The organism is Polaribacter sp. MED152, from assembly GCF_000152945.2.
In the GTDB taxonomy this organism is placed as follows: domain Bacteria; phylum Bacteroidota; class Bacteroidia; order Flavobacteriales; family Flavobacteriaceae; genus Polaribacter.
Window position 1 is genome coordinate 604106 of sequence record NC_020830.1, and the last position, 20227, is coordinate 624332.

General features: G+C 29.7%; 22 protein-coding genes and 1 pseudogene. 13 read left to right on the forward strand and 10 right to left on the reverse strand.

Features of this window, described 5'->3' with window-relative positions:
* Position 1 precedes the first annotated feature (1 nt).
* The gene (locus MED152_RS02830) at positions 2-1234 is read right to left on the reverse strand and encodes an ABC transporter permease (protein WP_015480342.1); all 1233 of its coding nucleotides are present in this window, start codon (positions 1232-1234) and stop codon (positions 2-4) included.
* Positions 1235-1236: 2 nt separating this feature from the next.
* The gene (locus MED152_RS02835; RefSeq protein WP_015480343.1) at positions 1237-1929 is read right to left on the reverse strand and encodes an ABC transporter ATP-binding protein; all 693 of its coding nucleotides are present in this window, start codon (positions 1927-1929) and stop codon (positions 1237-1239) included.
* 222 nt (positions 1930-2151) lie between these two features.
* Between MED152_RS02835 and MED152_RS02840 the strand changes: the two genes are divergently transcribed.
* From MED152_RS02840 to MED152_RS02855, 4 genes are read left to right on the forward strand one after another with little or no spacing between them, the layout of a single operon-like run.
* Entirely contained in the window at positions 2152-2565 is a 414-nt protein-coding gene (locus MED152_RS02840) for a thiol-disulfide oxidoreductase DCC family protein (RefSeq protein ID WP_015480344.1), read from the forward strand.
* 20 nt (positions 2566-2585) lie between these two features.
* Positions 2586-2900, forward strand: a complete 315-nt coding sequence (locus MED152_RS02845) for a hypothetical protein (RefSeq protein ID WP_015480345.1) — start codon at positions 2586-2588, stop codon at positions 2898-2900.
* Complete coding sequence (locus MED152_RS02850; RefSeq protein WP_015480346.1) at positions 2901-3560, forward strand: HAD family phosphatase; 660 nt, start codon at positions 2901-2903, stop codon at positions 3558-3560.
* The gene (locus MED152_RS02855; RefSeq protein WP_015480347.1) at positions 3560-4408 is read left to right on the forward strand and encodes an alpha/beta fold hydrolase; all 849 of its coding nucleotides are present in this window, start codon (positions 3560-3562) and stop codon (positions 4406-4408) included. Before MED152_RS02850 ends, MED152_RS02855 begins: the two co-directional genes overlap by 1 nt.
* Positions 4409-4412: 4 nt before the next feature.
* On the opposite strand, the gene MED152_RS02860 is transcribed toward MED152_RS02855, so the two are convergent.
* The 5 genes from MED152_RS02860 to MED152_RS02880 all read right to left on the reverse strand — a co-directional run bounded on the left by MED152_RS02860 (position 4413) and on the right by MED152_RS02880 (position 9093).
* Entirely contained in the window at positions 4413-6851 is a 2439-nt protein-coding gene (locus MED152_RS02860; RefSeq protein WP_015480348.1) for a M1 family aminopeptidase, read from the reverse strand.
* A gap of 155 nt (positions 6852-7006) precedes the next feature.
* A complete protein-coding gene (locus MED152_RS02865) occupies positions 7007-7546 on the reverse strand; it encodes a DUF4252 domain-containing protein (RefSeq protein ID WP_015480349.1) in 540 nt (179 codons plus the stop codon).
* Positions 7547-7602: 56 nt separating this feature from the next.
* Positions 7603-8121: a DUF4252 domain-containing protein gene (locus tag MED152_RS02870; protein WP_015480350.1), complete on the reverse strand. Its 519-nt coding sequence runs from the start codon at positions 8119-8121 to the stop codon at positions 7603-7605.
* 41 nt (positions 8122-8162) lie between these two features.
* Positions 8163-8597, reverse strand: coding sequence for a hypothetical protein (locus tag MED152_RS02875; RefSeq protein WP_015480351.1), 435 nt, complete (start codon positions 8595-8597; stop codon positions 8163-8165).
* Positions 8584-9093 (reverse strand): RNA polymerase sigma factor, encoded by a 510-nt coding sequence (locus tag MED152_RS02880; RefSeq protein ID WP_015480352.1) that lies wholly within the window; start codon positions 9091-9093, stop codon positions 8584-8586. The genes MED152_RS02875 and MED152_RS02880 overlap by 14 nt, the downstream gene beginning before the upstream one ends.
* 155 nt (positions 9094-9248) lie before the next feature.
* Here MED152_RS02880 and MED152_RS02885 point away from each other — a divergent pair, with 155 nt between their 5' ends.
* Both MED152_RS02885 and MED152_RS02890 read left to right on the forward strand, forming a co-directional pair.
* On the forward strand, positions 9249-10700 hold the full coding sequence (locus MED152_RS02885) for a S41 family peptidase (protein WP_015480353.1): 1452 nt from the start codon (positions 9249-9251) through the stop codon (positions 10698-10700).
* Positions 10701-10704: 4 nt separating this feature from the next.
* Positions 10705-12183 (forward strand): S41 family peptidase, encoded by a 1479-nt coding sequence (locus tag MED152_RS02890; RefSeq protein ID WP_015480354.1) that lies wholly within the window; start codon positions 10705-10707, stop codon positions 12181-12183.
* A 2-nt stretch (positions 12184-12185) separates the two neighbouring features.
* Here MED152_RS02890 and MED152_RS02895 read toward each other — a convergent pair whose 3' ends face one another.
* The gene (locus MED152_RS02895; protein ID WP_015480355.1) at positions 12186-13154 is read right to left on the reverse strand and encodes a patatin family protein; all 969 of its coding nucleotides are present in this window, start codon (positions 13152-13154) and stop codon (positions 12186-12188) included.
* Positions 13155-13200: 46 nt separating this feature from the next.
* Between MED152_RS02895 and MED152_RS02900 the strand changes: the two genes are divergently transcribed.
* From MED152_RS02900 to pepT, 3 genes and pseudogenes are all read left to right on the forward strand, one after another.
* On the forward strand, positions 13201-14244 hold the full coding sequence (locus tag MED152_RS02900; RefSeq protein ID WP_015480356.1) for an oxidoreductase: 1044 nt from the start codon (positions 13201-13203) through the stop codon (positions 14242-14244).
* Positions 14245-14802, forward strand: a complete 558-nt coding sequence (locus tag MED152_RS02905) for a hypothetical protein (protein WP_015480357.1) — start codon at positions 14245-14247, stop codon at positions 14800-14802.
* Positions 14803-16042, forward strand: a pseudogene (pepT, locus tag MED152_RS02910) (peptidase T).
* A 148-nt stretch (positions 16043-16190) separates the two neighbouring features.
* On the opposite strand, the gene MED152_RS02915 reads toward pepT, so the two are convergent.
* A complete protein-coding gene (locus MED152_RS02915) occupies positions 16191-16730 on the reverse strand; it encodes a 1-acyl-sn-glycerol-3-phosphate acyltransferase (protein WP_015480360.1) in 540 nt (179 codons plus the stop codon).
* 44 nt (positions 16731-16774) lie between these two features.
* Between MED152_RS02915 and rmuC the strand changes: the two genes are divergently transcribed.
* From rmuC to MED152_RS02935, 4 genes are all read left to right on the forward strand, one after another.
* Positions 16775-18118: a DNA recombination protein RmuC gene (gene rmuC, locus MED152_RS02920; RefSeq protein WP_015480361.1), complete on the forward strand. Its 1344-nt coding sequence runs from the start codon at positions 16775-16777 to the stop codon at positions 18116-18118.
* Between the two features lie 90 nt (positions 18119-18208).
* Positions 18209-18463, forward strand: a complete 255-nt coding sequence (locus tag MED152_RS02925; RefSeq protein ID WP_015480362.1) for a hypothetical protein — start codon at positions 18209-18211, stop codon at positions 18461-18463.
* 10 nt (positions 18464-18473) lie between these two features.
* Entirely contained in the window at positions 18474-18674 is a 201-nt protein-coding gene (locus tag MED152_RS02930; RefSeq protein ID WP_015480363.1) for a hypothetical protein, read from the forward strand.
* Positions 18675-18720: 46 nt separating this feature from the next.
* Positions 18721-18906, forward strand: coding sequence for a CsbD family protein (locus MED152_RS02935; RefSeq protein WP_015480364.1), 186 nt, complete (start codon positions 18721-18723; stop codon positions 18904-18906).
* Between the two features lie 63 nt (positions 18907-18969).
* Here the strand turns inward: MED152_RS02935 and MED152_RS02940 are convergent, their stop codons facing one another.
* Positions 18970-20214 carry a sodium:proton antiporter gene (locus MED152_RS02940; RefSeq protein ID WP_015480365.1) on the reverse strand — a complete coding sequence of 415 codons (1245 nt, stop codon included), beginning with the start codon at positions 20212-20214 and terminating at the stop codon, positions 18970-18972.
* Positions 20215-20227: the final 13 nt, after the last annotated feature.

The window sequence follows — 20227 nt, forward strand, 5'->3', positions numbered from 1 at the left end:
ATTAATCTGCTCTTAGTGCTACAATTGGTTTAATATTGGCTGCTTTTTTAGCAGGTATGTAACTTGCTATTAAACCTGATAGAATTAATACTACAGTAGCCCCAACAACAATACCTGTGCTTACGCTTGGGTCTTTAATAAAGTAATCTTCTTCTAGACTATTACCAATTAAACTTAATAGGTATGTACCAAAAGATAAGCCTAAATACCCTGCTAATGTGGTTATTAAAACCGTTTCTTGAACTACAATACCTACAATAGATGATGGTTTTGCGCCAAGGGCTTTACGAATACCAAATTCTTTAGTTCTTTCTTTAATCACAAAAATCATAATGTTAGAAATACCTATAATACCTGCTACTAAAGTTCCTGAACCTACAAGAATTACAATGGCATAAAGTATTCCCATAAATTGGCCAACTCCTTTATTTGCTTCTGCCATATTTTGCACGGAAAGTGCACTTTGATCATCTGGATGAATGTTCATCTTATTCCTTAAATCACGCTCCATTTGATTTCCAAAAGCAACAGCTGCATCTAAACTTAATTTAGGATTGTACCCTAAGGCAATTTGACTAATATAGTCGTTATTACCATAAATCATTTGAGCTGTACTTAAAGGAATAAATGCTTTACGCTCTTCATTATCACCACCTTCATCAGAGAAAATACCAATAATTAAATAAGAACTTCCGTTAACATTTAAACGTTTACCTAAAGCTGGTTTTTGACCAAATAAATCTTCTTTAATTAATCTACCAATGACAATTACCTTCGCTTTATCTTTAATATCTCTTTCATTAACATATCTCCCTTCATTAATAATCGTTTTTTCTAAAAATTGATGATCTGGATTGATAGCCATTACACTGTAATTACTGGCCTCATTTTTATATTTAAGTGTAAAATTCTTGTAAATTCTAGATGATTTATATTGAATTTTATTTCCATATTCATCATTAATATAGTCGTAATCACCATTTCTCAATTGAATTGTTCTACCTGTCTGTAAACCCCTGTAAGGTTTTGTAGTTTTCCAAACTCTTACAAACATTGCATTCTGTGCATCATCTGCAAATGCATCTGTAAAAGTGTTACTTAACCCACTTACAATACCAAAAAGTAAGGTGAATAATAAAATTGCGAAAGCCACAGTAAAACCAGACATTACAGAACGTAATCTGTTTTTATTGATGCTCTGAAAAATTTCTCTCCATCTATCTAAATCGAACATAATTAGACTGCTTTAGATGCTTTTGTAAATTCGTCACTAATAATAACGCCATCTTTTAAACGAACAATTCTCTTTGTTTGCTCTGCTACTTCTTCTTCGTGAGTAATTACAAATACAGTCATTCCTTCGTCATTAATGTCTTTTAACAAGTCCATCACAGAATCTGTAGTTGTAGAATCTAATGCTCCTGTTGGCTCATCTGCTAAAACAACTTTTGGTTTAGTAACCAATGCTCTTGCAATGGCAACACGTTGTTTTTGACCACCAGAAAGTTCGTTTGGTAAATGATTTGCCCAATCTTTTAAACCTACTTTTTCTAAGTAATCTAAAGCAATTTGTAAACGTTCTTTTCTACCCATTCCTTTATAATACAAAGGAAGTGCAACGTTTTCTAATGCAGTTTTATATGAAATTAGGTTAAATGATTGAAATATAAATCCTAAAAATTTATTTCTTAACAGTGCTGCTTTTTTCTCATTCATGTCTTTTATAAGCTGACCATTTAAATAATAATCACCTTCATCATGAATATCTAACAAACCTACAATGTTTAGTAACGTAGATTTACCAGAACCTGAAGAACCCATAATAGATACAAATTCGCCTTCTTTAATATGTAAATCAATACCTTTTAAAACATGTAGTGAGTCTTTTCCTATTGGATAAGATTTGTGCAGTTTTTCTATTTTTATCATGGGTTGGTTAATTTTATACTAAAGTATTGAATGCTATTTGAAGCGCTTATTAATTTTTTGTTAAAAGCCCTTATTTAGAACAATACAACCATAAGACGTATCAGTATAAATTATGTTACAAAAAAATTACAAAAAGAATTAAAATTTCTAAAAATTAGTAGATGGCAGAATCATCAGGTTTACATAATAAATTCCTAAATTAGCAGTTAATCAAGATATAACATGATTACTATCCCTAAGAATAAAAAATTAATACTGTTTGATGGTGTTTGCAATCTTTGCAATTCTGCAGTATTAAAAATAATAAAGTACGATAAAAAAGATGTTTTTCTTTTTGCTGCTTTAGATTCTGATACTGGTAAAAAAGTAATTCAACATTTAAAAATTGATGTAGAAAAAATAGACTCTATCATTTTGTATGAGCCTAATGTTTCTTATGAAATTAAATCTACAGCTGCCTTAAAAATTGCCCAAGATTTTGGTGGTATTTGGTGGTTAACTAGTGTGTTTATGTTTATACCCGAAACTATTAGAAATTATGTGTATGATTACATTGCAAAAAACCGTTACAAATGGTTTGGCAAAAAACAACATTGCTTACTACCTAATTCTAAATTAAAAGCAAAATTTATTTAACATTAAACTTCCCCCTACAAATGAAAAAATTAAATTTAAAAACCGACATTAAGTTTAAATTCGCAATTGTCATTATTTCTTTATTGGTACTTATTTTAGTACTCAGTTCTCAATTCACAGATAAAAATTTCTATTTAGTAACCACAATAATTGGCGTTCTTTCTTTAATAGCCATTATTATTTCTGTAATAGGACTTTTAAGATCTATTAAAAATCTAAAACAACCCACATCTAAAAGAAGAATTACTTCAATAATTGTAATTGCATTTGTTACGTGCTTATTTTTTTACTTAATTGTAGCCAATATTATTGAAGCTTTAAAACAAATAACATAAATGAATATACCTAAAGAAATTAAATGTGTCATTTTTGATATGGATGGAGTAATTATAGACTCTGAAGAAATTCATAAAAAGGCCTATTATGAAACATTTAATTCAATTAGTGTAAACGTTTCAGATGAATTGTATAAAACATTAACAGGCTCATCTACCATAAATGCATTTCAGAAATTAGTCCATCATTTTAAGCTAGATTTAAATCCAGAAGATTTGGTATTAGATAAAAGAAAAAGGTACGTAAACTTTTTTGAGAATGATCCTACCCTTCATTTGGTGAAAGGCGTAGAAGACTTAATTAAACATTTATACCAGAATGAAGTTACGTTAGTTTTAGCCTCTTCTTCTGCTATGATTAATATTGATAGGGTTTTTACACGATTTAACCTACATCAATATTTTAAGGCGAAAATAAGTGGCGCAGATTTAAAGGAATCAAAACCAAATCCTGAGATTTTTGAAAAAGCAGCCATTTTAGGCGGAATTTCTAAAAAACATTGTGTGGTTATTGAAGATTCGGATAATGGAATTAAAGCTGCAAATGATGCAGGTATTTTTGTGATTGGCTATAAAAACCCAATGGCTAAAGATCAAACTTTAGAAAATGCAAATTATGTTTCTGATGACTTTCTTCATTTAAAAGCAGCTTTGTTTTAATGGAGAAATTAATTCAGCTCACTACAGAAGATTCAGAAAATGTAGCTCTTTGGAAAATTACCAATGATAAATCAACAAACAAACACTTATTTCTAATTCATGGAACCTTTTCTGACAAAGATTTCTTTAATGGTTTTACAGACTATTTTTTAAACTTAGGGTACACTTGTTGGGCATTAGATTGGAGAAATCATGGTGCAAGTAAAAAAACAAACAAAAAATTTAAAATAACTACTATTGGTAAATATGATGTTACAGCTGCATTCCGTTATTTAACAGCTACCGAAAATATAAATAAATTACATTGTGTTGCTCATAGTGGAGGAGGAATTGCAATTACAGTATGTTTAGTTCATCACCCTGAATTTAAAAAATTCATAAAAAGTATCACACTTTTTGGAGTACAAGCATTTGGGGCAAACACTGGCATCCTACAGAATATAAAACTACGAGTAGCTAAGTTATTTTCTAAATTAATTGGGAAAGTACCTGCAAAACTAGCAGGTTCTAAGAATAACGATGAAACCTATTTTACCATGAAACAATGGTTTAACTGGAACATCTACAGGCAATTTAAAGACAGTAATCATTTTGATTACGAACCTGAAATGAAAGAAATTAAAATACCAATCATTTCTTTCTGTGCAAAAGGTGATGACTTTATAGCGCCTAAAGAAGGTTGTCAATTATTTTTAGACGCATTTCAAAACCCAAAAAATGAGTTGGTTTATTGTGCAAAAGAACTGGGCAATTTAGAAGATTACAATCATAGCAGAATACTAAAGTCTAGAAATTCTATGAAAGAGTTGTGGCCTAAAGCTGCTGCTTGGATGCAGACACATTCGTAAATTCCTACAGCAACTTAGACATTGCTGTTTTTATAATTTCAATGTTTTTCAAGTAATTTGATTTGCTTTCTTTTTTCTGCTGATCAACCATTTTACGCATTAAGTTAATCATCACTTTATCAAAATTAAAACCAGTATACTCTTTCCCTTTCACAACCATATCATCTACTAAATTCTGAATAGCTTCTGTATTGTTGCTTACAGCAATTTGATCAAAAGCTTTTTGATATAAGACTTTTGTAGCATCATCATTCGCCAAGAACATTCCAGATACTACACTTTTGGCAACAAAAGGCAATTCAGATTCATCTTTAGCCTCAATAAATATTTTAGTTAAAGGCGTTGCTAATATTTTACGAACTTCATCTGGTAATTCTTTAGATTTTTGAATGGCCAAAGGTTGATCTATATAATACATAGAAACCAAAGCTTTACCCAATACAGAATACGATTTGCTATTTAAGGCCTTTTCAAATATTGGTTTTAATTCAGGGTCTGTTAACTTACCTAAAGTGCTTAAAGCTTCTGCCTGAACTAAGGTTTTTTCATCATTATTGGCCATTCTCATAATTTTACGAATAGCGTCTTTTTTAGAGAACTTATTTATTAAATCGATTTGTTGTAATGCCAAAATTCTAATTTTGTAAGAATCATCATCTAGTGCACTAACAATGGCATTAAACGCATTTTTATCATCTTGTTTAGAAGCTACCTGAAACAATGCCTCTCTTCTATGTGCAAAATTATCGGCATTTTTAAGTTGAAAAATATATTCGCTTAAAATTTTGTTTTCATACAAATTACATACTAAAACATTATCTGCATTTACTTGAATTAAATTAGGCTGTTTGTTGTATGGAAATGTAAAAGAAGCATCATTTGAATCTACAAAAACGGTATGTCTTGTTTTTTGATTCCCTTCAAAAATATCAATAGCAAAAGGAAACTTAAATGTTTCAGATTGCAACTGAGCAATGTTTACAGTAACTGTTTTTCTTAATGTATTGTAATCATAAGAAATTTCAATATTTGGATGATTTGCTCCAAAATACCATTGATTAAAAAACCAGTTTAAATCCTGCCCAGTAATTTCTTCGAACACCAATCTTAATTGATGTACTTCTGCAGTATCAAATTTATAATTGGTTAAATAGGTTTTTAACCCTAGAAAAAAAGCTTCATCGCCTAAATATTTTCTAAGCATGTGAAGTATTGCTCCACCTTTATTATAGCTAACTAAATCAAATAATTCTTCTCTATCATCATAATTATAACGAACTAAGCTTTTATCTTGATTTTGACCATTTTTATACGCCTCAACTTGCTCATAATAATGCATTTCTGCATCTGTTTTACCATATTTGTGTGCTCTCCAGAGATATTCACCATAATTGGCAAAAGACTCATTTAAGGTCAAGTTAGACCAACTTTCTGAAGTTACTAAATTACCAAACCAGTGATGAAAAATTTCGTGAGCAATTGTATTTTCTTGTAAATTGGCATCTATTAATTGTCCTGGTTTTTGATATGCTTGTTCACCATGCACAACTGCAGTAGTATTTTCCATGGCTCCAGAAACATAATCATGAACTACAATTTGACTGTATTTTGCCCAAGGATATTCTACCCCTAATCTCTTCTCAAAAAAACCTATCATTTCTGGAGTTAAGCCAAAAATATCTTTTGCATAGGGTGCATATTCTTTTTCTACATAATAATTAACAGGTATATTTTTATAATTGTCTTTTATAATTGCGAACTCACCAACTCCCATGAACGCTAAATAAGGAGCATGTTTTTTATCTTGTTTCCAATAATCGGTTCTGTTGTTATCCTTATTGGTTTGGCTAACTAATACTCCATTAGATAATGTTTGGTATTTATTAGGAACAGTAATCGCTATTTCTTGGGTCATTTTTTGGTTAGGTGCATCTATAGTTGGGAACCAAGCAGAATTGGCTTGTGTTTCACCTTGTGTCCAGATTTGTGTTGGTTTGGTAGCATCTTTACCATCTGCATTTATAAAATACAATCCTTTAGCATCTGTTATAGCCTTACTTCCTTCATCTTTTACCTTTTCTGGTCTTGCAGTATATTTAATATAAATTGTAAACTCTTCGTTCTTGGTATATACTCTAGGCAGTTCAATTTCTAAAACATATTCATCATATTCAAATGCGAGTGGTTTGTTATCTAAACTAACTTCGTGAATGCGCATTGAATTGGCATCTAAAGACACTTTATTTGTAGCATAGAAGTAAGGTGATGCTGTAACCCATGCTTCGCCATTCATGGTTTTATCATCAAAATTAAAATCTACATTTAACTTGGTGTGTATTAGAACATGTTTTTTCTCTTTCTCTGCTTTATAGGTACTGCTTTGTGCTAAAAGTGATGTACTAAAAATTAAAAAGCTTAAAAAGAATATGGTATTGAACTTCATAAATGGTATCGTATTGGAACTTCAAAAATAGTAAAACTGATTGTAGAAGCTGTTAATGCTCAGTTAAATTCAATAAGTATACCAAAAAAAGAAGAGAGCCAAAATTCTAAAAATTTTGACTCTCTTATTATTACAAGTTTTGGGGGAAAACTAATTTAATTCGCGTTAAAGATGTTACCTAAGTTTCCTAAGCTATTTTCATCCATTTCTACACTGCTCAACATTTGTACAATTTTAGAAGGATCCATATTATCACCTAACAAACGTACAACTCCTACTCCATTTTGATCTCCATAACCAAAGGCTACAATTTCATCAATAGCTTCTGTTTTACCAGAATAGAATACAGATACATTCATACCTTTCAATTTCATGGCCATAAGACTTTTGTAATCTTCATTGTCTTTAAAAATCTCTTTTAACTTAGCTTTTTCAGTTTCATAAGAGGCCTCATTAGCTCCTGTTTTTGGCAGAAAAACAACATTAATCTTCTTAATACTTTGCATAGTTTCTTTGACATCATCAGCTACATCTGCTTTTGGAGATAATACTGAACTTACAGGTATATCTCCTGTATAAAAACCTTCTTTACCACTAGTATCTACTAAATAGGTTTGTAAAGATTTATCATTTTTACAAGAACTCATTAGCAAAACAACTAATAGGAAAGAAAATACTGTGGTTAATTTTTTCATTTGAATATTTTTGGTTGAATAAGTTGGGCTATTACACCCAACTTATTACATTGGTTTTACTTGTTTTCTTTTACAATTTTATCTGTATAATCAGCCATTTTATTAATGTCTATATTACCTGTTAACGATAACACCATAGCTTCAGACATTCCATTAGTTTTCTTGTCTATGCCTTTAACAAACATTAAAACTTCGCTTACAAAATCTTTATTTTTAGTAGCCTTTACGTAAATTTTAACTCTAGAATCGTCTTCTTTAATACGCATTAACTCTGTAAGATTTGCTTTTTTAATGGCAGACTTTACCATGCTTTCCATTTTGTTTGCAATGGTTACATTATCTGTAGAAAACATTTTGAATTCTTTTAATTCATTTAACATTTCAAAGGCTTGCATTACATCATTACCTTCTACTTTTGCGTCTTTTGGTTTAAACTTGTTAAGCAACTCAAATGCATCTTTGGTTACAACAACCATATCTACTTCATCTAAATCTTCTAAACTATCAAAGATAGATTGTGCATTAGAAAACATTGGTGCTAATACAAATGCTATTAATACTATTATTTTTTTCATAATTTCTGTGTTTACTTGGTTTTACTAATTTATTACTTGGTTTATTTTAATACTTTTTTTACTGCAGTTCCATGCTTATAAAATTGGTCTACTGCTTGTTCTCCTTTTTTAAGGTTGCTAGACAATAAAGTGAACCCTTTATTTAATTGTGCATAAATTTTTTCTGCTTTTTTTCTTTCTTGATATTCTTTATATTCTTGCTGGCCAAGAAATACACTGAATAATAACATTACAGATGCTGCTACAGACAACCATTTAAAGTTCATCTTCTTAGATTTCTTAGGCTCTAACTTTATGGTTTTGGTATAAGTATCTTCTTTTACAGCAGTAAAATATGTAAACATATAAGCATACTCTTGCAAATGTGGAGCAACATTACCTTCTGTAAAATACGTTCTTAAGGTTTGCTCTTCTTGCAACGTAGTTTCTGCATTTTCATACTTTTCTACTAATTTTTCTATGTTAGCTAACTCCATAGTTGTGTTTTTTAATTAATTCTTCTCTAATTGTTTTTCTTGCTCTAGATAATGCTACTCTAACTGCTGTTGGCTTCATATCTACCATTTTACAAATTTCATCAAAATCATACTGTTCAACATCTCTTAATTGAATAATTATCTTTTGATTTTCTGGCAATTTCTCTATCAATTGGTGCACTTGGTTTACACTGTCTTGATATTCTAATTTCTTATCTAAAGAAGTTTCTTTCTCTTTATAATTGCTATGTACTAAGGTTAAATTACTTGCTTGCTTACTTTTTAAACGATCATAACAATAGTTTTTAGTCATTGTCATTGCAAATGCTTCAACATTTTTATAATTCCCAATTTTACCTTTGTTTTTCCATAGTTTAAAAATAAGCTCTTGGGTAGCATCTTCTGCTTCTTCTCTAGATACTAACAATCTTTTTGCTAGTCTAAAAACCTTATCTTTAAATGGTAAAACAACTTCTAAAAAGTCTGACTGGTTCATGGGTTGATTTTGTTTTTCTGATATTTTTTCATCTCTTATATCAGGTTTACATAATTACGACGAGTAACAATTTATTTTGTTACATCCATATTTAAAAAAAATACTAAAAAGGTTTACATTGCGTTAAATTTACTGTAAACATTAGACTTTTCTTTATGAAAAAAAATAAAAATATTATCTACTTCTTACTAGGTTGTGCTTTATTCTTTGGTTGTTCTAAAGAATATGAAGTACCTCAAAATTTAGTTGTGCACGATTTTGTTTGGAAAGGTTTAAACGCTTATTATTTGTATCAAGATGATATTGCAGATTTGTCTGATAGACGTTTTAATTCTGATGAAGAATTAAATGCGTACTTAAATTCTTTTGCGGATTATAATTTACTTTTTGAAAGTTTATTACTTGAAAACGATATAAAATCTACCTTAATAGAAGATTATAATACTTTAACAGTTCCTGAATTAAGAAGTAGATTTACAAATGGTTTAGAATTCGGAATTATTGCAGACCCAAACAATTCTGAAAATGTCTTGGGTTATGTAACACATATTTTACCAAATTCTAATGCTGCCAATCAAAACATTAATAGAGGTGATTATTTTAACGCTGTTGATGGTGTATTACTTACAAGACAAAATTATCAGGATATTTTATTAAATGGTCAAGATAATTTTACCCTGAATATGGCAAATTTTGATGGCAATACAATTACGCCAACTACAACTACAGTTAGTTTAGAAAAAGAAGGTTATAATTATCCTGGTGTTTTTATGGAAGACGTTTTAGCTGTGAATGCAGATAACGTAGGCTATATCATTTATAACAACGATTTCTCTACCAACTACATTAATAACTTAAAACAAACTGCAAACAATTTTGTAAGTCAGAATGTAAATAAATTGGTTTTAGATTTAAGGTATAGCATTGGTTCAGGAAGTTTTGCTAGAAATATGGAAGCATTTGCAAGCGTTATCACTGGTCAGTTCCAAAATGAAGTTCTCATCAAAGAAAATTGGAACAATAAAGCACAAGCTTGGTTTTCACAAAATCAACCAGATTCATTGGTTACACGTTTTTCTGCTAACAATGCCAACACTTCTGTTGAAGGGATGCAGGTTACAGATTTATTTATCATTTTAAATAGTGCTAATTTTGAAGGCTCATCTGCTATTGAATTACTGGTAAATAGTCTAAATCCGTATATGAATGTGCAAATAATTGGTAACAATACTGCTGGAAACAATACAGGTTCTATTACACTTTATAATTCTGAAGATTATGATTTTGGACTAAAAAACACAACACATACAGTAGCTTTACAACCTGTAGTGTTAACTTTCTCAAATAATAACGACGAAACTTATAACAACGGATTATCACCAATAATAAATCTTTGTGATCAAGAAGATATTTTAAATTTGGGCGTTTTAGGCACTAGAACAGAACCTATTTTAAATAGGGTTTTAAATTTAATTGAAACTGGAGCAGCAAATTCAAACACCAATTGCAATCCTAACAATTACGAATATCTGTTTAATAGTATTGCTCCACAAAGAAATATTGATAATGGTGTTTTTATAGAACAAGATTTACCTAATACAAATTAAATTGATGAAAAATATATTCAAAACCTTTATACTACTTGCGTTATTTACTTTTGCTTCTTGTGAAAAAACAGAGATAGATGCTATGCAAAATACCACGCAAGATGATATTAACTATTTTATATGGAAAGGTTTAAATGTGTACTACTTTTGGCAACAAGATGTGCCAGATTTAGCAGATGATCGTTTTACAACTTTTGATGATTTATATACTTATTTCAGAGATTTTTCGTCTCCAGAAACAGTTTTTGAAAGTTTATTAAATAGACCTGAAGATCGATTTTCTGTAATAGTTGATGATTATGTTGCACTTGAAAATTCGTTTCAAGGTTTAAATTTAAGCAATGGTATTGAGTTTGGCTTAGTAAGGTATAAAACCAATACTAGCAATGTTTTTGGTTATGTGCGTTATGTAGTGCCCAATTCTGATGCAGCTTCTAAAAATATAGTTCGTGGTCAAATATTTACATCCATAAATGGTCAGCAGTTAACAGATACAAATTTCAGCTCCTTATTATTTAGTAGTAATACCTCTTATTCAATGGGATTTGCTGATTATAATGATGGAGATCCTGTACAAAATGGAACTCTAGTTACTTTACAAAAAACAGATTTACAAGAAAACCCAATTGCTATTGCAAAGGTTGTTGAGGCAAACAATCAAAAAATTGGATACTTAATGTACAATCAGTTTGCAAGAAACTATGATGCTGAGTTAAATGCGGCTTTTGCAAACTTTAAATCAGAAAATATAGACGATTTAATTATCGATTTAAGATACAATCCTGGAGGATCTGTGCAAACTGCAAGTTATTTAGGAAGTATGGTTACTGGGCAATTTACAGACCAAGTTTACTCTAAAGAAATATGGAATGATAAAATATTAGCTGCAAATCCGTCAGAAAATTTTATCAATAATTTCACTAATCAAATTAGAAATGTAGATACTAATGGTAATGTAATTGTTGATGAACCTATTAATAGTTTAGGTTTAAACAGAGTCTACATCATCACTTCATCTAATACTGCTTCTGCTTCAGAATTATTAATGAATGCTTTAAGTGCATACATAGATGTAAATGTTGTAGGTACAACAACCGTTGGTAAACAAGTGGGTTCTATCACCTTATATGATTCTGATAACTTAAGAAAAACAGGTGCTAATTTTAACACAGATCATAATTATGCGTTACAACCTTTGGTTTTAGAAATCACAAATAAAAACAATGTAAACTTTCCAAACGGAATAACTCCTGGAACAGATTTACCTGGTATTGTTTTAACTGAAGATTTTGATAATTTAGGAACATTAGGTAGTGTAAATGAACCTTTATTAAGTAGAACCATTCAGTATATTATTACTGGCTCTAAATCAACATCAAAAATAGAGAAGAGTAATGTTTTCGATGAAATTTACGATTCTAAAATGGCAACACCTGCAAGTAATAACATGCAATCTGAAGGAAGAAGTATTGTTGGGTTTTAAACTTAAATGTTTAAGTTTTCTACATTATCTACACCCTCTTCAATTTCTTTATCTGTAAGAACGTCTGGCCTAAATTCGCTCATTAATTCTTCACGTTTTGATTTTGCGTATTTGTAACCAGATTTCCACCATTTGCGCATTAAAACTTCATCGAACACTAAAGAATTTGTGGTTAAAACAGTTGGAGTGTAGTATAAATTTAATTTTACATTTTTATTATTTGCAGCCAATTTTCCAATAGTAATATTATGCCTTTCTACGTGTGTTAGCATAAAATCGAAAACATCAAATAATAACGAAAACGGATTCTTTGAGGGCAACCTATTAAACTGGCTCACTTCTGTTTCTAATATAATAGCATCAATTTCTGTGGCACCTCTTAAAATAGCCTCTCTAATTGGTACTAAAGAGCCAAAACCACCATCTGCATATTGTTGCCTATCTTTTTCTAGAATACTCATGAAAGGAACATAGTTACAAGAACCCCAAATCCAATCTACAAAATCATCATAAGTACAATCATTACTCGATTTATATTCAATCTGATTTGCAGTTAAATTACTCACAGTAACCACAATTTCTTTATTTCTTTCTTTAATTTTTTCAAACATTTCTTTGGTGACATTCTTCTTAATAAGACGTCTTAAATTCTTACTCTCACCAAAAGTTTTTCTTCCTTTCAAAAAATTTCGAAGCATTCCAAAATGATTAATATTAATCACTTTTTCACCTGAGACTTTTTTTATTTTAAAGGGATTGCTATTAAAAATTGTACTCTGATTCACATTGGTATACAAATGCTTCAATTCATCTAACATATCTAAAGCCAAATGAGAAACCATTAAACTACCTGTAGACGTACCCAAAAACAAATCGTATTCTCTGTTTTCTTTCTTCATTAAATATTGAGCAACACCACCTGCAAATGCTCCTTTACTTCCACCCCCAGAAATAACCAATGCTTTTTTCATTAACCTTAAATGATTTGTTTATTTTAGTTCTATAAAAATATCAAAAATGAAAAGAATTGCGCTACTTCTACTCACATTTGTTTTATTGTATTCGTGCAAGGAAGAATATCAACCTAGAAATATAAAATCAATTGACATTCAAGAGTTTAACATAATTAACTCTAGTATTAGAGCCATTCATGCTACAGATTCTACAAAAGTTTTTTACGCTGGTTCTAGAGGAGATGTTGGTTTTAAGACTAATGAAGGTGTTTCTTTAAATGCCCTAAACATTGAATTTTCAGACAGTATTTTACCACATTTTAGAAGTTTAGCTTTTAATGGTAAAGATTATTTTGCCTTATCAATAGGTAATCCTGCTCTCTTATATAAAATTACAGAGGGTGAATATTCTTTGGTATATAGAGAAGACCATGAAAAGGTATTTTATGATTCTATGAAATTTTTTGATGATAATTTACATGGAATTGCTGTTGGAGATCCAACAGAAAACTGTGCTTCAATAATTTTAACTGCTGATGGTGGAGAAACTTGGCAGAAACTATCTTGTGATAATTTACCTGATTTTGAAGAAGGAGAAGCTTTTTTTGCTGCTAGCAATACCAATATTAAAACAATAGGTAGTACAGTTTGGATAGCTTCTGGTGGTAAAAAAGCGCGAATTTTAAAATCTACAGACTATGGTAAAACCTGGCAAATTTTTGATACTCCTATTATAAAAGGAGATGGCCCTCAAGGAATTTATTCAATGGATTTTTATGACGAAAAAACGGGAATTATTATTGGAGGCAACTATGCTAAACCACAAGAAAACAAGGCCAATAAAGCAATAACTAAAGATGGTGGTTTAACTTGGTCTTTGGTAGCAAATAACCAAAATCCTAATTACAAAAGCGGAGTTGCTTATGTGCCAAATTCAAATGGTAAAGAGATTTTTGCTGTAGGCAAAACAGGTATTTCTTATTCTAAAGATGGTGGTTTAAACTGGGTAGAAATTTCAGACAAAGGTTTTTACGCTATTACTTTTGTAGACCATAACAATGCTTGGTTAAGTGGGAGCAATAAAATTGCAAAATTTAGATTAGAATAGATGAAAAAAATTTTAATTCTTATTATAGTTGTTAGTTTACAATCCTGTTCAAAACCTTTTCAACCATTAGAAGATTTTGATTGTAATACATCTATCTTAAAAAATCTGGAAGAAGTCGAGGATTCTAAAAGCCTATTTTCTTTAAAACTGCCAAAAGAGTGGGAAACAAATCTTTATCAAGACCAAATTCAATCTTCTATTTTTAGCGCAGATACTTCAAAAAACTTAACAGAATCTATTTTGTTAGATGTTTCTTATATCAATAAAGAACTAATAATTAATGAAAATTTCATACTAAAACAAGAACAAGAATATCTACAAAAAAAATTGATTATGGTTGAAAACAGAGTTTTTAATTATAACAATACCAAAGCAATTTACATGATATTTAAAGGCAAAAAGAACAACTTAAAATATCAAATTTGTAGTATTTTTATACATCTAAATTCGTCAAATTTTGTTTTGGCCAAAATAGAATTGTATGGTGATAAAGCTATCGCAGAAAGAAGATGCAAGGCATTGTCTTTAATTGAAAACATAAAACTAAATCAATACTAAATGATTGATAAAAAACAAATTACAAATCGATTTTTAAGTTACGTAACTATAGATACTGAATCAGATCCTAACAATCCTGCCTTTCCAAGCACAGAAAAGCAATGGACCTTAGCTAGAATTTTAGAAAAAGAATTAAAAGCTATTGGTTTAGAAGATGTAGAATTAGATGAAAATTGTTACATCATGGCTACTTTACCAAGTAATTTAGATTTTGAAGTGCCTACAATTGGTTTTATTTCTCATATAGATACAAGCCCAGATTTTACTGGTGCTAATGTAAAACCTCAAATCATAGAAAATTACAATGGTAATGATATTGTACTTAATAAAGAACTTAACATTGTACTTTCTTCAAGTTATTTTGATGATTTAAAACAGTATAAAGGTCAGACTATAATTACCACAGATGGTACTACTCTATTGGGTGCAGACGATAAAGCTGGAGTTACAGAAATAGTATCTGCAATGGAGTATTTGGTTAAACATCCTGAAATTAAACATGGTAAAATTAGAATTTGTTTTACTCCAGATGAAGAAGTTGGTAAAGGAGCTCATTTGTTCGATGTGGAGAAATTTGGTGCAGATTGGGCTTATACTATGGATGGAAGTCAGATTGGAGAATTAGAATACGAAAATTTTAATGCAGCTAGTGCAAAAGTTACTGTAAAAGGTAAAATTGTGCATCCAGGATATGCAAAAGGCAAAATGATTAATTCATTGCTAATTGCTAATGAAATATTGCAGCTGTACTTCTGAAGAAGTACCAGAAAAAACAGAAGGTTATGAAGGTTTTTTTCATTTACATGATGCAAAAGGTGATGTAGAAGAAACTGTTTTAGAATACATTATTAGAGATCATGATTTTGATATTTTCGAAAAGAGGAAATATCTTATGCAAAAAATAGCCTTTGATATCAACAAAAAATTGGGAGATGATTTTATACAAGTAGCTATCAAAAATCAATATTTTAATATGAAAGAAAAGGTAACTCCTGTTATGCATATTGTAGATATTGTTGAAGAAGTTATGAACGAAATAGGTATTACACCATTAATAAAACCAATTAGAGGTGGTACTGATGGTTCTCAACTTTCTTATAAAGGATTGCCCTGCCCAAATATTTTTGCGGGCGGACATAATTTTCATGGGCGTTTTGAATACGTTCCTGTTGAATCTATGATTAAAGCAACAGAAGTTATAGTAGGTATTGCAAAAAAAGTAGCTATTAAATACCAATAAAAAAGTCTTCAGAAATTTCTTTCTGAAGACCCATTGAAACAATAGAAAACTATAGTTAATTTCTCTTGCAATAGAAAACCCCTACATCTTATATATTAAGAGAAATACTGCGCAAGTATACACGTTTATAAGTAGTTAGCCTAATTAACTAAGACAAATCAGGGTTTTTCCCTTTTATGTTTTTATAGAATGATCGCAAAAATTTAAAGTCAGATTCTTTGTCATCTGTAGGATAAAAAGGTGCTGATATTTTTATCGTTTTATTTTCAAAATCTAAAGTAGCCATAACTATAGGCACATTTGCACCTTTGGCTATGTAATAGAATCCAGTTTTCCAAGTTGTTACTTTTTTTCTAGTTCCTTCAGGTGATAAACCCAATTTAAATTCGTCTTTACTATTAAAAATAGCAATAATAGCATCAACCAAATTATTGTTTTTAGTTCTATCTACAGGTGTGCCTCCTAAAGCTCTAAAGAAAAAACCAAAAGGCCCATTAAATAGTGAAGCTTTACCAATAAAGTGTATCATTATACCAGAACTTATTCTTGCTAAAATGGCAATAGGAAAATCTACCCAACTTGTATGAGGAGCAGCAATAACAACATATTTTTTAATATCAGTAGGAAAAAAACCATCTATTTTCCAGCCTAAAATAGTAAACAATATAAATTTTGCGATTCTTTTCATTCTCTCTTTTAAAAGTGATAAATTTAAGGACTTAAATTGATACAATGATAGAATTGATAGCTTACTTTTTAATTGCACTGATTTTTAGCTTTATAGGTCTTTATATAGGTAAACTTTTAGCCAAAGTAAATTTTGAAAAAGAGAAAACAAATTTAGAAAAAGAGAAATCTACATTCGAAGAGCGCGTTTTATTGTTACAGCAAGCTAAAGACACCTTAGAAAATAATTTTATTGAATTGCAAAAAGACATAAAAACAAATCAATTAGAAAAAGAGAGTTTACTTAGAATAAATACTACTCAAGAATCTGATATAAAAAATCTGAAAAGCAAATTAGAGGAGCACAAGCAAGAAGTTGAAAATTTACAGAAGAAATTCACTAATGATTTTGAGGTTTTGGCAAACAAAATTTTAGAAGAAAAGTCAACAAAATTTACCAATCAGAATAGAGAAAACATTAAAAATATTTTAGAACCATTAGAAAAGAAAATTCAAACTTTTGAAAAAAAGGTTTCTGATAGTGATGAAAAAAGAGCTGGATTTCAATCTGCACTAAAAACACAATTAGACCACTTAAAAGAATTGAATGCCCAAATGAGCAAAGACACTATAAATCTTACAAAGGCTTTAAAGGGGGATTCTAAAATGCAAGGTAATTGGGGTGAATTGGTATTAGAACGAGTGCTAGAAAAGTCAGGCTTAGAAAAGGATAGAGAATACTTTGTACAGCAAAGTTTTACAACAAATGAAGGTAAAAAAGTATTGCCAGATGTTGTTATTCACTTACCTGATAACAAGAAAATGATTGTGGATTCTAAGGTTTCGTTAGTAGCCTATGAACGATTTACGAACGAAGAAGATGAAACTCTTAAAATACAGTATTTAAAGGAGCATGTAAACTCTTTAAAAAGACATATAGAACAACTTTCTGAAAAGAAATACGAAGATATTTACCAAATTGAATCACCAGACTTTGTATTGCTCTTTATCCCAATAGAACCTGCATTTGCAGTAGCTTTAAATTCTGATAAGCATCTATATAATAAAGCTTTCGAAAAAAACATTGTAATTGTAACTCCATCAACTTTATTAGCCACTTTAAGAACTATAGATTCTATGTGGAATAATGAAAAGCAACAAAGAAATGCCATTGAAATTGCAAGGCAAGCTGGGGCTTTGTACGATAAATTTCAAGGTTTACTTACAGATTTAGTAAGCATTGGTAAACGCATTGACGATAGCAAAAAGGAGTATTCAGGTGCCATGAACAAACTTGTTGAAGGTAGAGGAAACTTAATTACCAGTGTTGAAAAATTAAAAAAGATGGGTGCAAAAGCTAAAAAATCTATGCCAGAAAATATTATTAAAAGAGCACAATTGGAAGAATAATTTTCTTTTGAGTTAATATTTGAATTGATACCACAAACGACTACTCTATATATGTCATAAATTTGATTTGAATCTAAAAATCAACAATTTATGAGTACTGATAATAAATCAAAAGAAAACAAAGAAGAACTTAATACAGATCTTTATAAAGATGTTAAAACTGATGATACTACAAGTCATATTGTAGGTAAACCAGATATTCATACAGAAGAAACTAAAATCTTAAAATCAGAAAATAATAATGATGGTAAAGAGATTTTAATAGGTAAAGATATTAAGGAAATCGAAAAAATTGAAGCCGATCATGAATCACTTCAAAGAAAAATATTAAACAAATTATCTTAAAAATATAACTATGAGCACAGACAAACACGAAAGAGGATTGCATCCCTTAAAAGGAACAGTAAAAGAGGGTTATAAAGATAAAGACAGTAGTAAAAATAGATTAGAAGGCACAGATAAAGAAAAATTAGAAAACCAAGTGCATTCTGCTACAGATAACTCTGATAAAAGAATTGCTGATAAAATTCAGAATTCTGAGAACAAAGATAAATAGAGAATATACACTCTAAAATTTGTATTATAAAATTAAAACTAATGTTATGAATAAAGACACAAACGAAGGAACTTGGAAACAGATAAAAGGTGAGTTTAAAGAAACTTATGGAGAAATAGCTAATGATGAATCGGCAGAAGCAGAAGGTAAAAAAGATAAGCTATTTGGAGAAATCCAAGAAAAATATGGTAAAACCAAAGACGAAATTGCTGAAGCTATAAAAAGCTGGTAATTTATATTTACAATAAACAAAAAGTACTAAAGAATATTCCTTAGTACTTTTTTTATGACTTAATTATACTTCTTTTTTATATTTCTTTACTAAACCACCTACAGTTAAACCTTGGGCTATAATTGAAAATACTACTACAATATAGGTTATCACTAAAAATAAATCTCGATACATTTCTGCAGATAAACCTAAGGCTAATGCAATAGAAATTCCTCCTCTTAAACCACCCCAAGTCATTATTAAATTTGTTTTGGGCACAAAATTTAATTTCTTTTTAAATAGATTAATTGGCAGAAATAAAGAAATATATCTGCATACTAAAACTACAGGAATTGCTATTAAACCTGCTACAATATACTTACCTTCTAAAACAAGAATTAGCATTTCCATACCAATTAAAACAAACAAGATTGCGTTTAAAAGAATATCTAATAGCTCCCAGAATTTATCTACATACTTTTCTGTGGTTTCAGACATAGAAGAAGATCTTATAGTATCATTACCAACAATTAAACCAGCTGTTACCATTGCTAATGGTGCAGATAAATGAAATTTTTGTGCAATAAGTGTACCTCCCATAACTGCTGCAAGAGTAATAATAACTTCAATATCATAATCATCAATAGACTTTATTAATCTATAAGAAATATAGCCTAAAAGAGCTCCTAGTAAAATACCACCTAATACTTCTTGTCCAAATAATTGTATCACATCAAAAGCTTCAGTGTCATCGATACCAGATTTTGCAATTTGAAATATCGTTAAAAAAATTACAACTCCTACTCCATCATTAAATAAGGACTCACCTACAATTTTTGTTTCTAACTTTTTAGGTACGCCTGCTTTTTTCAAAATTCCTAATACTGCAATAGGATCTGTTGGTGATATTAATGCTCCAAATAATAAACAGTAAATAAACCCAATTTCAAAACCTAAAAGTTGCAAAACAAAATACATTACTGTACCCACAAGAAAAGTAGATGTTAAAACACCTAATGTTGAAAATAGTAGAATTGGCCAACGTTGAATTTTTAACTGTTCAAAATTGGTATGTAATGCACCAGCAAATAATAGAAAACTAAGCATTTCATCTAATAAAACCGATTTAAAATCAATATTAGAAATAATTGATTTTTCTAAGTTTAGCAAGGTTGGATCTACATAACTATACAACAAAACTCCCAAAGTAAAAATGATTGTAATAATCATTAAACCAATGGTATTTGGCATTTTTAAAAACTTAACATTGATGTATCCAAAAACAGCTGATAAGAAAATTAAAACTGTAGCTATAAAATAAGTATCCATAATTTTTTTTCTG

Coding starts and splice junctions, on each gene's coding strand:
- MED152_RS02870 (WP_015480350.1), bottom strand. CDS start 8,121: ATGAAAAAAATAATAGTATTAATAGCATTTGTATTAGCACCAATGTTT.
- MED152_RS02835 (WP_015480343.1), bottom strand. CDS start 1,929: ATGATAAAAATAGAAAAACTGCACAAATCTTATCCAATAGGAAAAGAC.
- MED152_RS02935 (WP_015480364.1), top strand. CDS start 18,721: ATGAATAAAGACACAAACGAAGGAACTTGGAAACAGATAAAAGGTGAG.
- MED152_RS02895 (WP_015480355.1), bottom strand. CDS start 13,154: ATGAAAAAAGCATTGGTTATTTCTGGGGGTGGAAGTAAAGGAGCATTT.
- MED152_RS02865 (WP_015480349.1), bottom strand. CDS start 7,546: ATGAAAAAATTAACCACAGTATTTTCTTTCCTATTAGTTGTTTTGCTA.
- MED152_RS02925 (WP_015480362.1), top strand. CDS start 18,209: ATGAGTACTGATAATAAATCAAAAGAAAACAAAGAAGAACTTAATACA.
- MED152_RS02885 (WP_015480353.1), top strand. CDS start 9,249: ATGAAAAAAAATAAAAATATTATCTACTTCTTACTAGGTTGTGCTTTA.
- MED152_RS02840 (WP_015480344.1), top strand. CDS start 2,152: ATGATTACTATCCCTAAGAATAAAAAATTAATACTGTTTGATGGTGTT.
- MED152_RS02930 (WP_015480363.1), top strand. CDS start 18,474: ATGAGCACAGACAAACACGAAAGAGGATTGCATCCCTTAAAAGGAACA.
- MED152_RS02860 (WP_015480348.1), bottom strand. CDS start 6,851: ATGAAGTTCAATACCATATTCTTTTTAAGCTTTTTAATTTTTAGTACA.
- MED152_RS02830 (WP_015480342.1), bottom strand. CDS start 1,234: ATGTTCGATTTAGATAGATGGAGAGAAATTTTTCAGAGCATCAATAAA.
- rmuC (WP_015480361.1), top strand. CDS start 16,775: ATGATAGAATTGATAGCTTACTTTTTAATTGCACTGATTTTTAGCTTT.
- MED152_RS02940 (WP_015480365.1), bottom strand. CDS start 20,214: ATGGATACTTATTTTATAGCTACAGTTTTAATTTTCTTATCAGCTGTT.
- MED152_RS02880 (WP_015480352.1), bottom strand. CDS start 9,093: ATGAACCAGTCAGACTTTTTAGAAGTTGTTTTACCATTTAAAGATAAG.
- MED152_RS02855 (WP_015480347.1), top strand. CDS start 3,560: ATGGAGAAATTAATTCAGCTCACTACAGAAGATTCAGAAAATGTAGCT.
- MED152_RS02890 (WP_015480354.1), top strand. CDS start 10,705: ATGAAAAATATATTCAAAACCTTTATACTACTTGCGTTATTTACTTTT.
- MED152_RS02915 (WP_015480360.1), bottom strand. CDS start 16,730: ATGAAAAGAATCGCAAAATTTATATTGTTTACTATTTTAGGCTGGAAA.
- MED152_RS02850 (WP_015480346.1), top strand. CDS start 2,901: ATGAATATACCTAAAGAAATTAAATGTGTCATTTTTGATATGGATGGA.
- MED152_RS02845 (WP_015480345.1), top strand. CDS start 2,586: ATGAAAAAATTAAATTTAAAAACCGACATTAAGTTTAAATTCGCAATT.
- MED152_RS02900 (WP_015480356.1), top strand. CDS start 13,201: ATGAAAAGAATTGCGCTACTTCTACTCACATTTGTTTTATTGTATTCG.
- MED152_RS02905 (WP_015480357.1), top strand. CDS start 14,245: ATGAAAAAAATTTTAATTCTTATTATAGTTGTTAGTTTACAATCCTGT.
- MED152_RS02875 (WP_015480351.1), bottom strand. CDS start 8,597: ATGGAGTTAGCTAACATAGAAAAATTAGTAGAAAAGTATGAAAATGCA.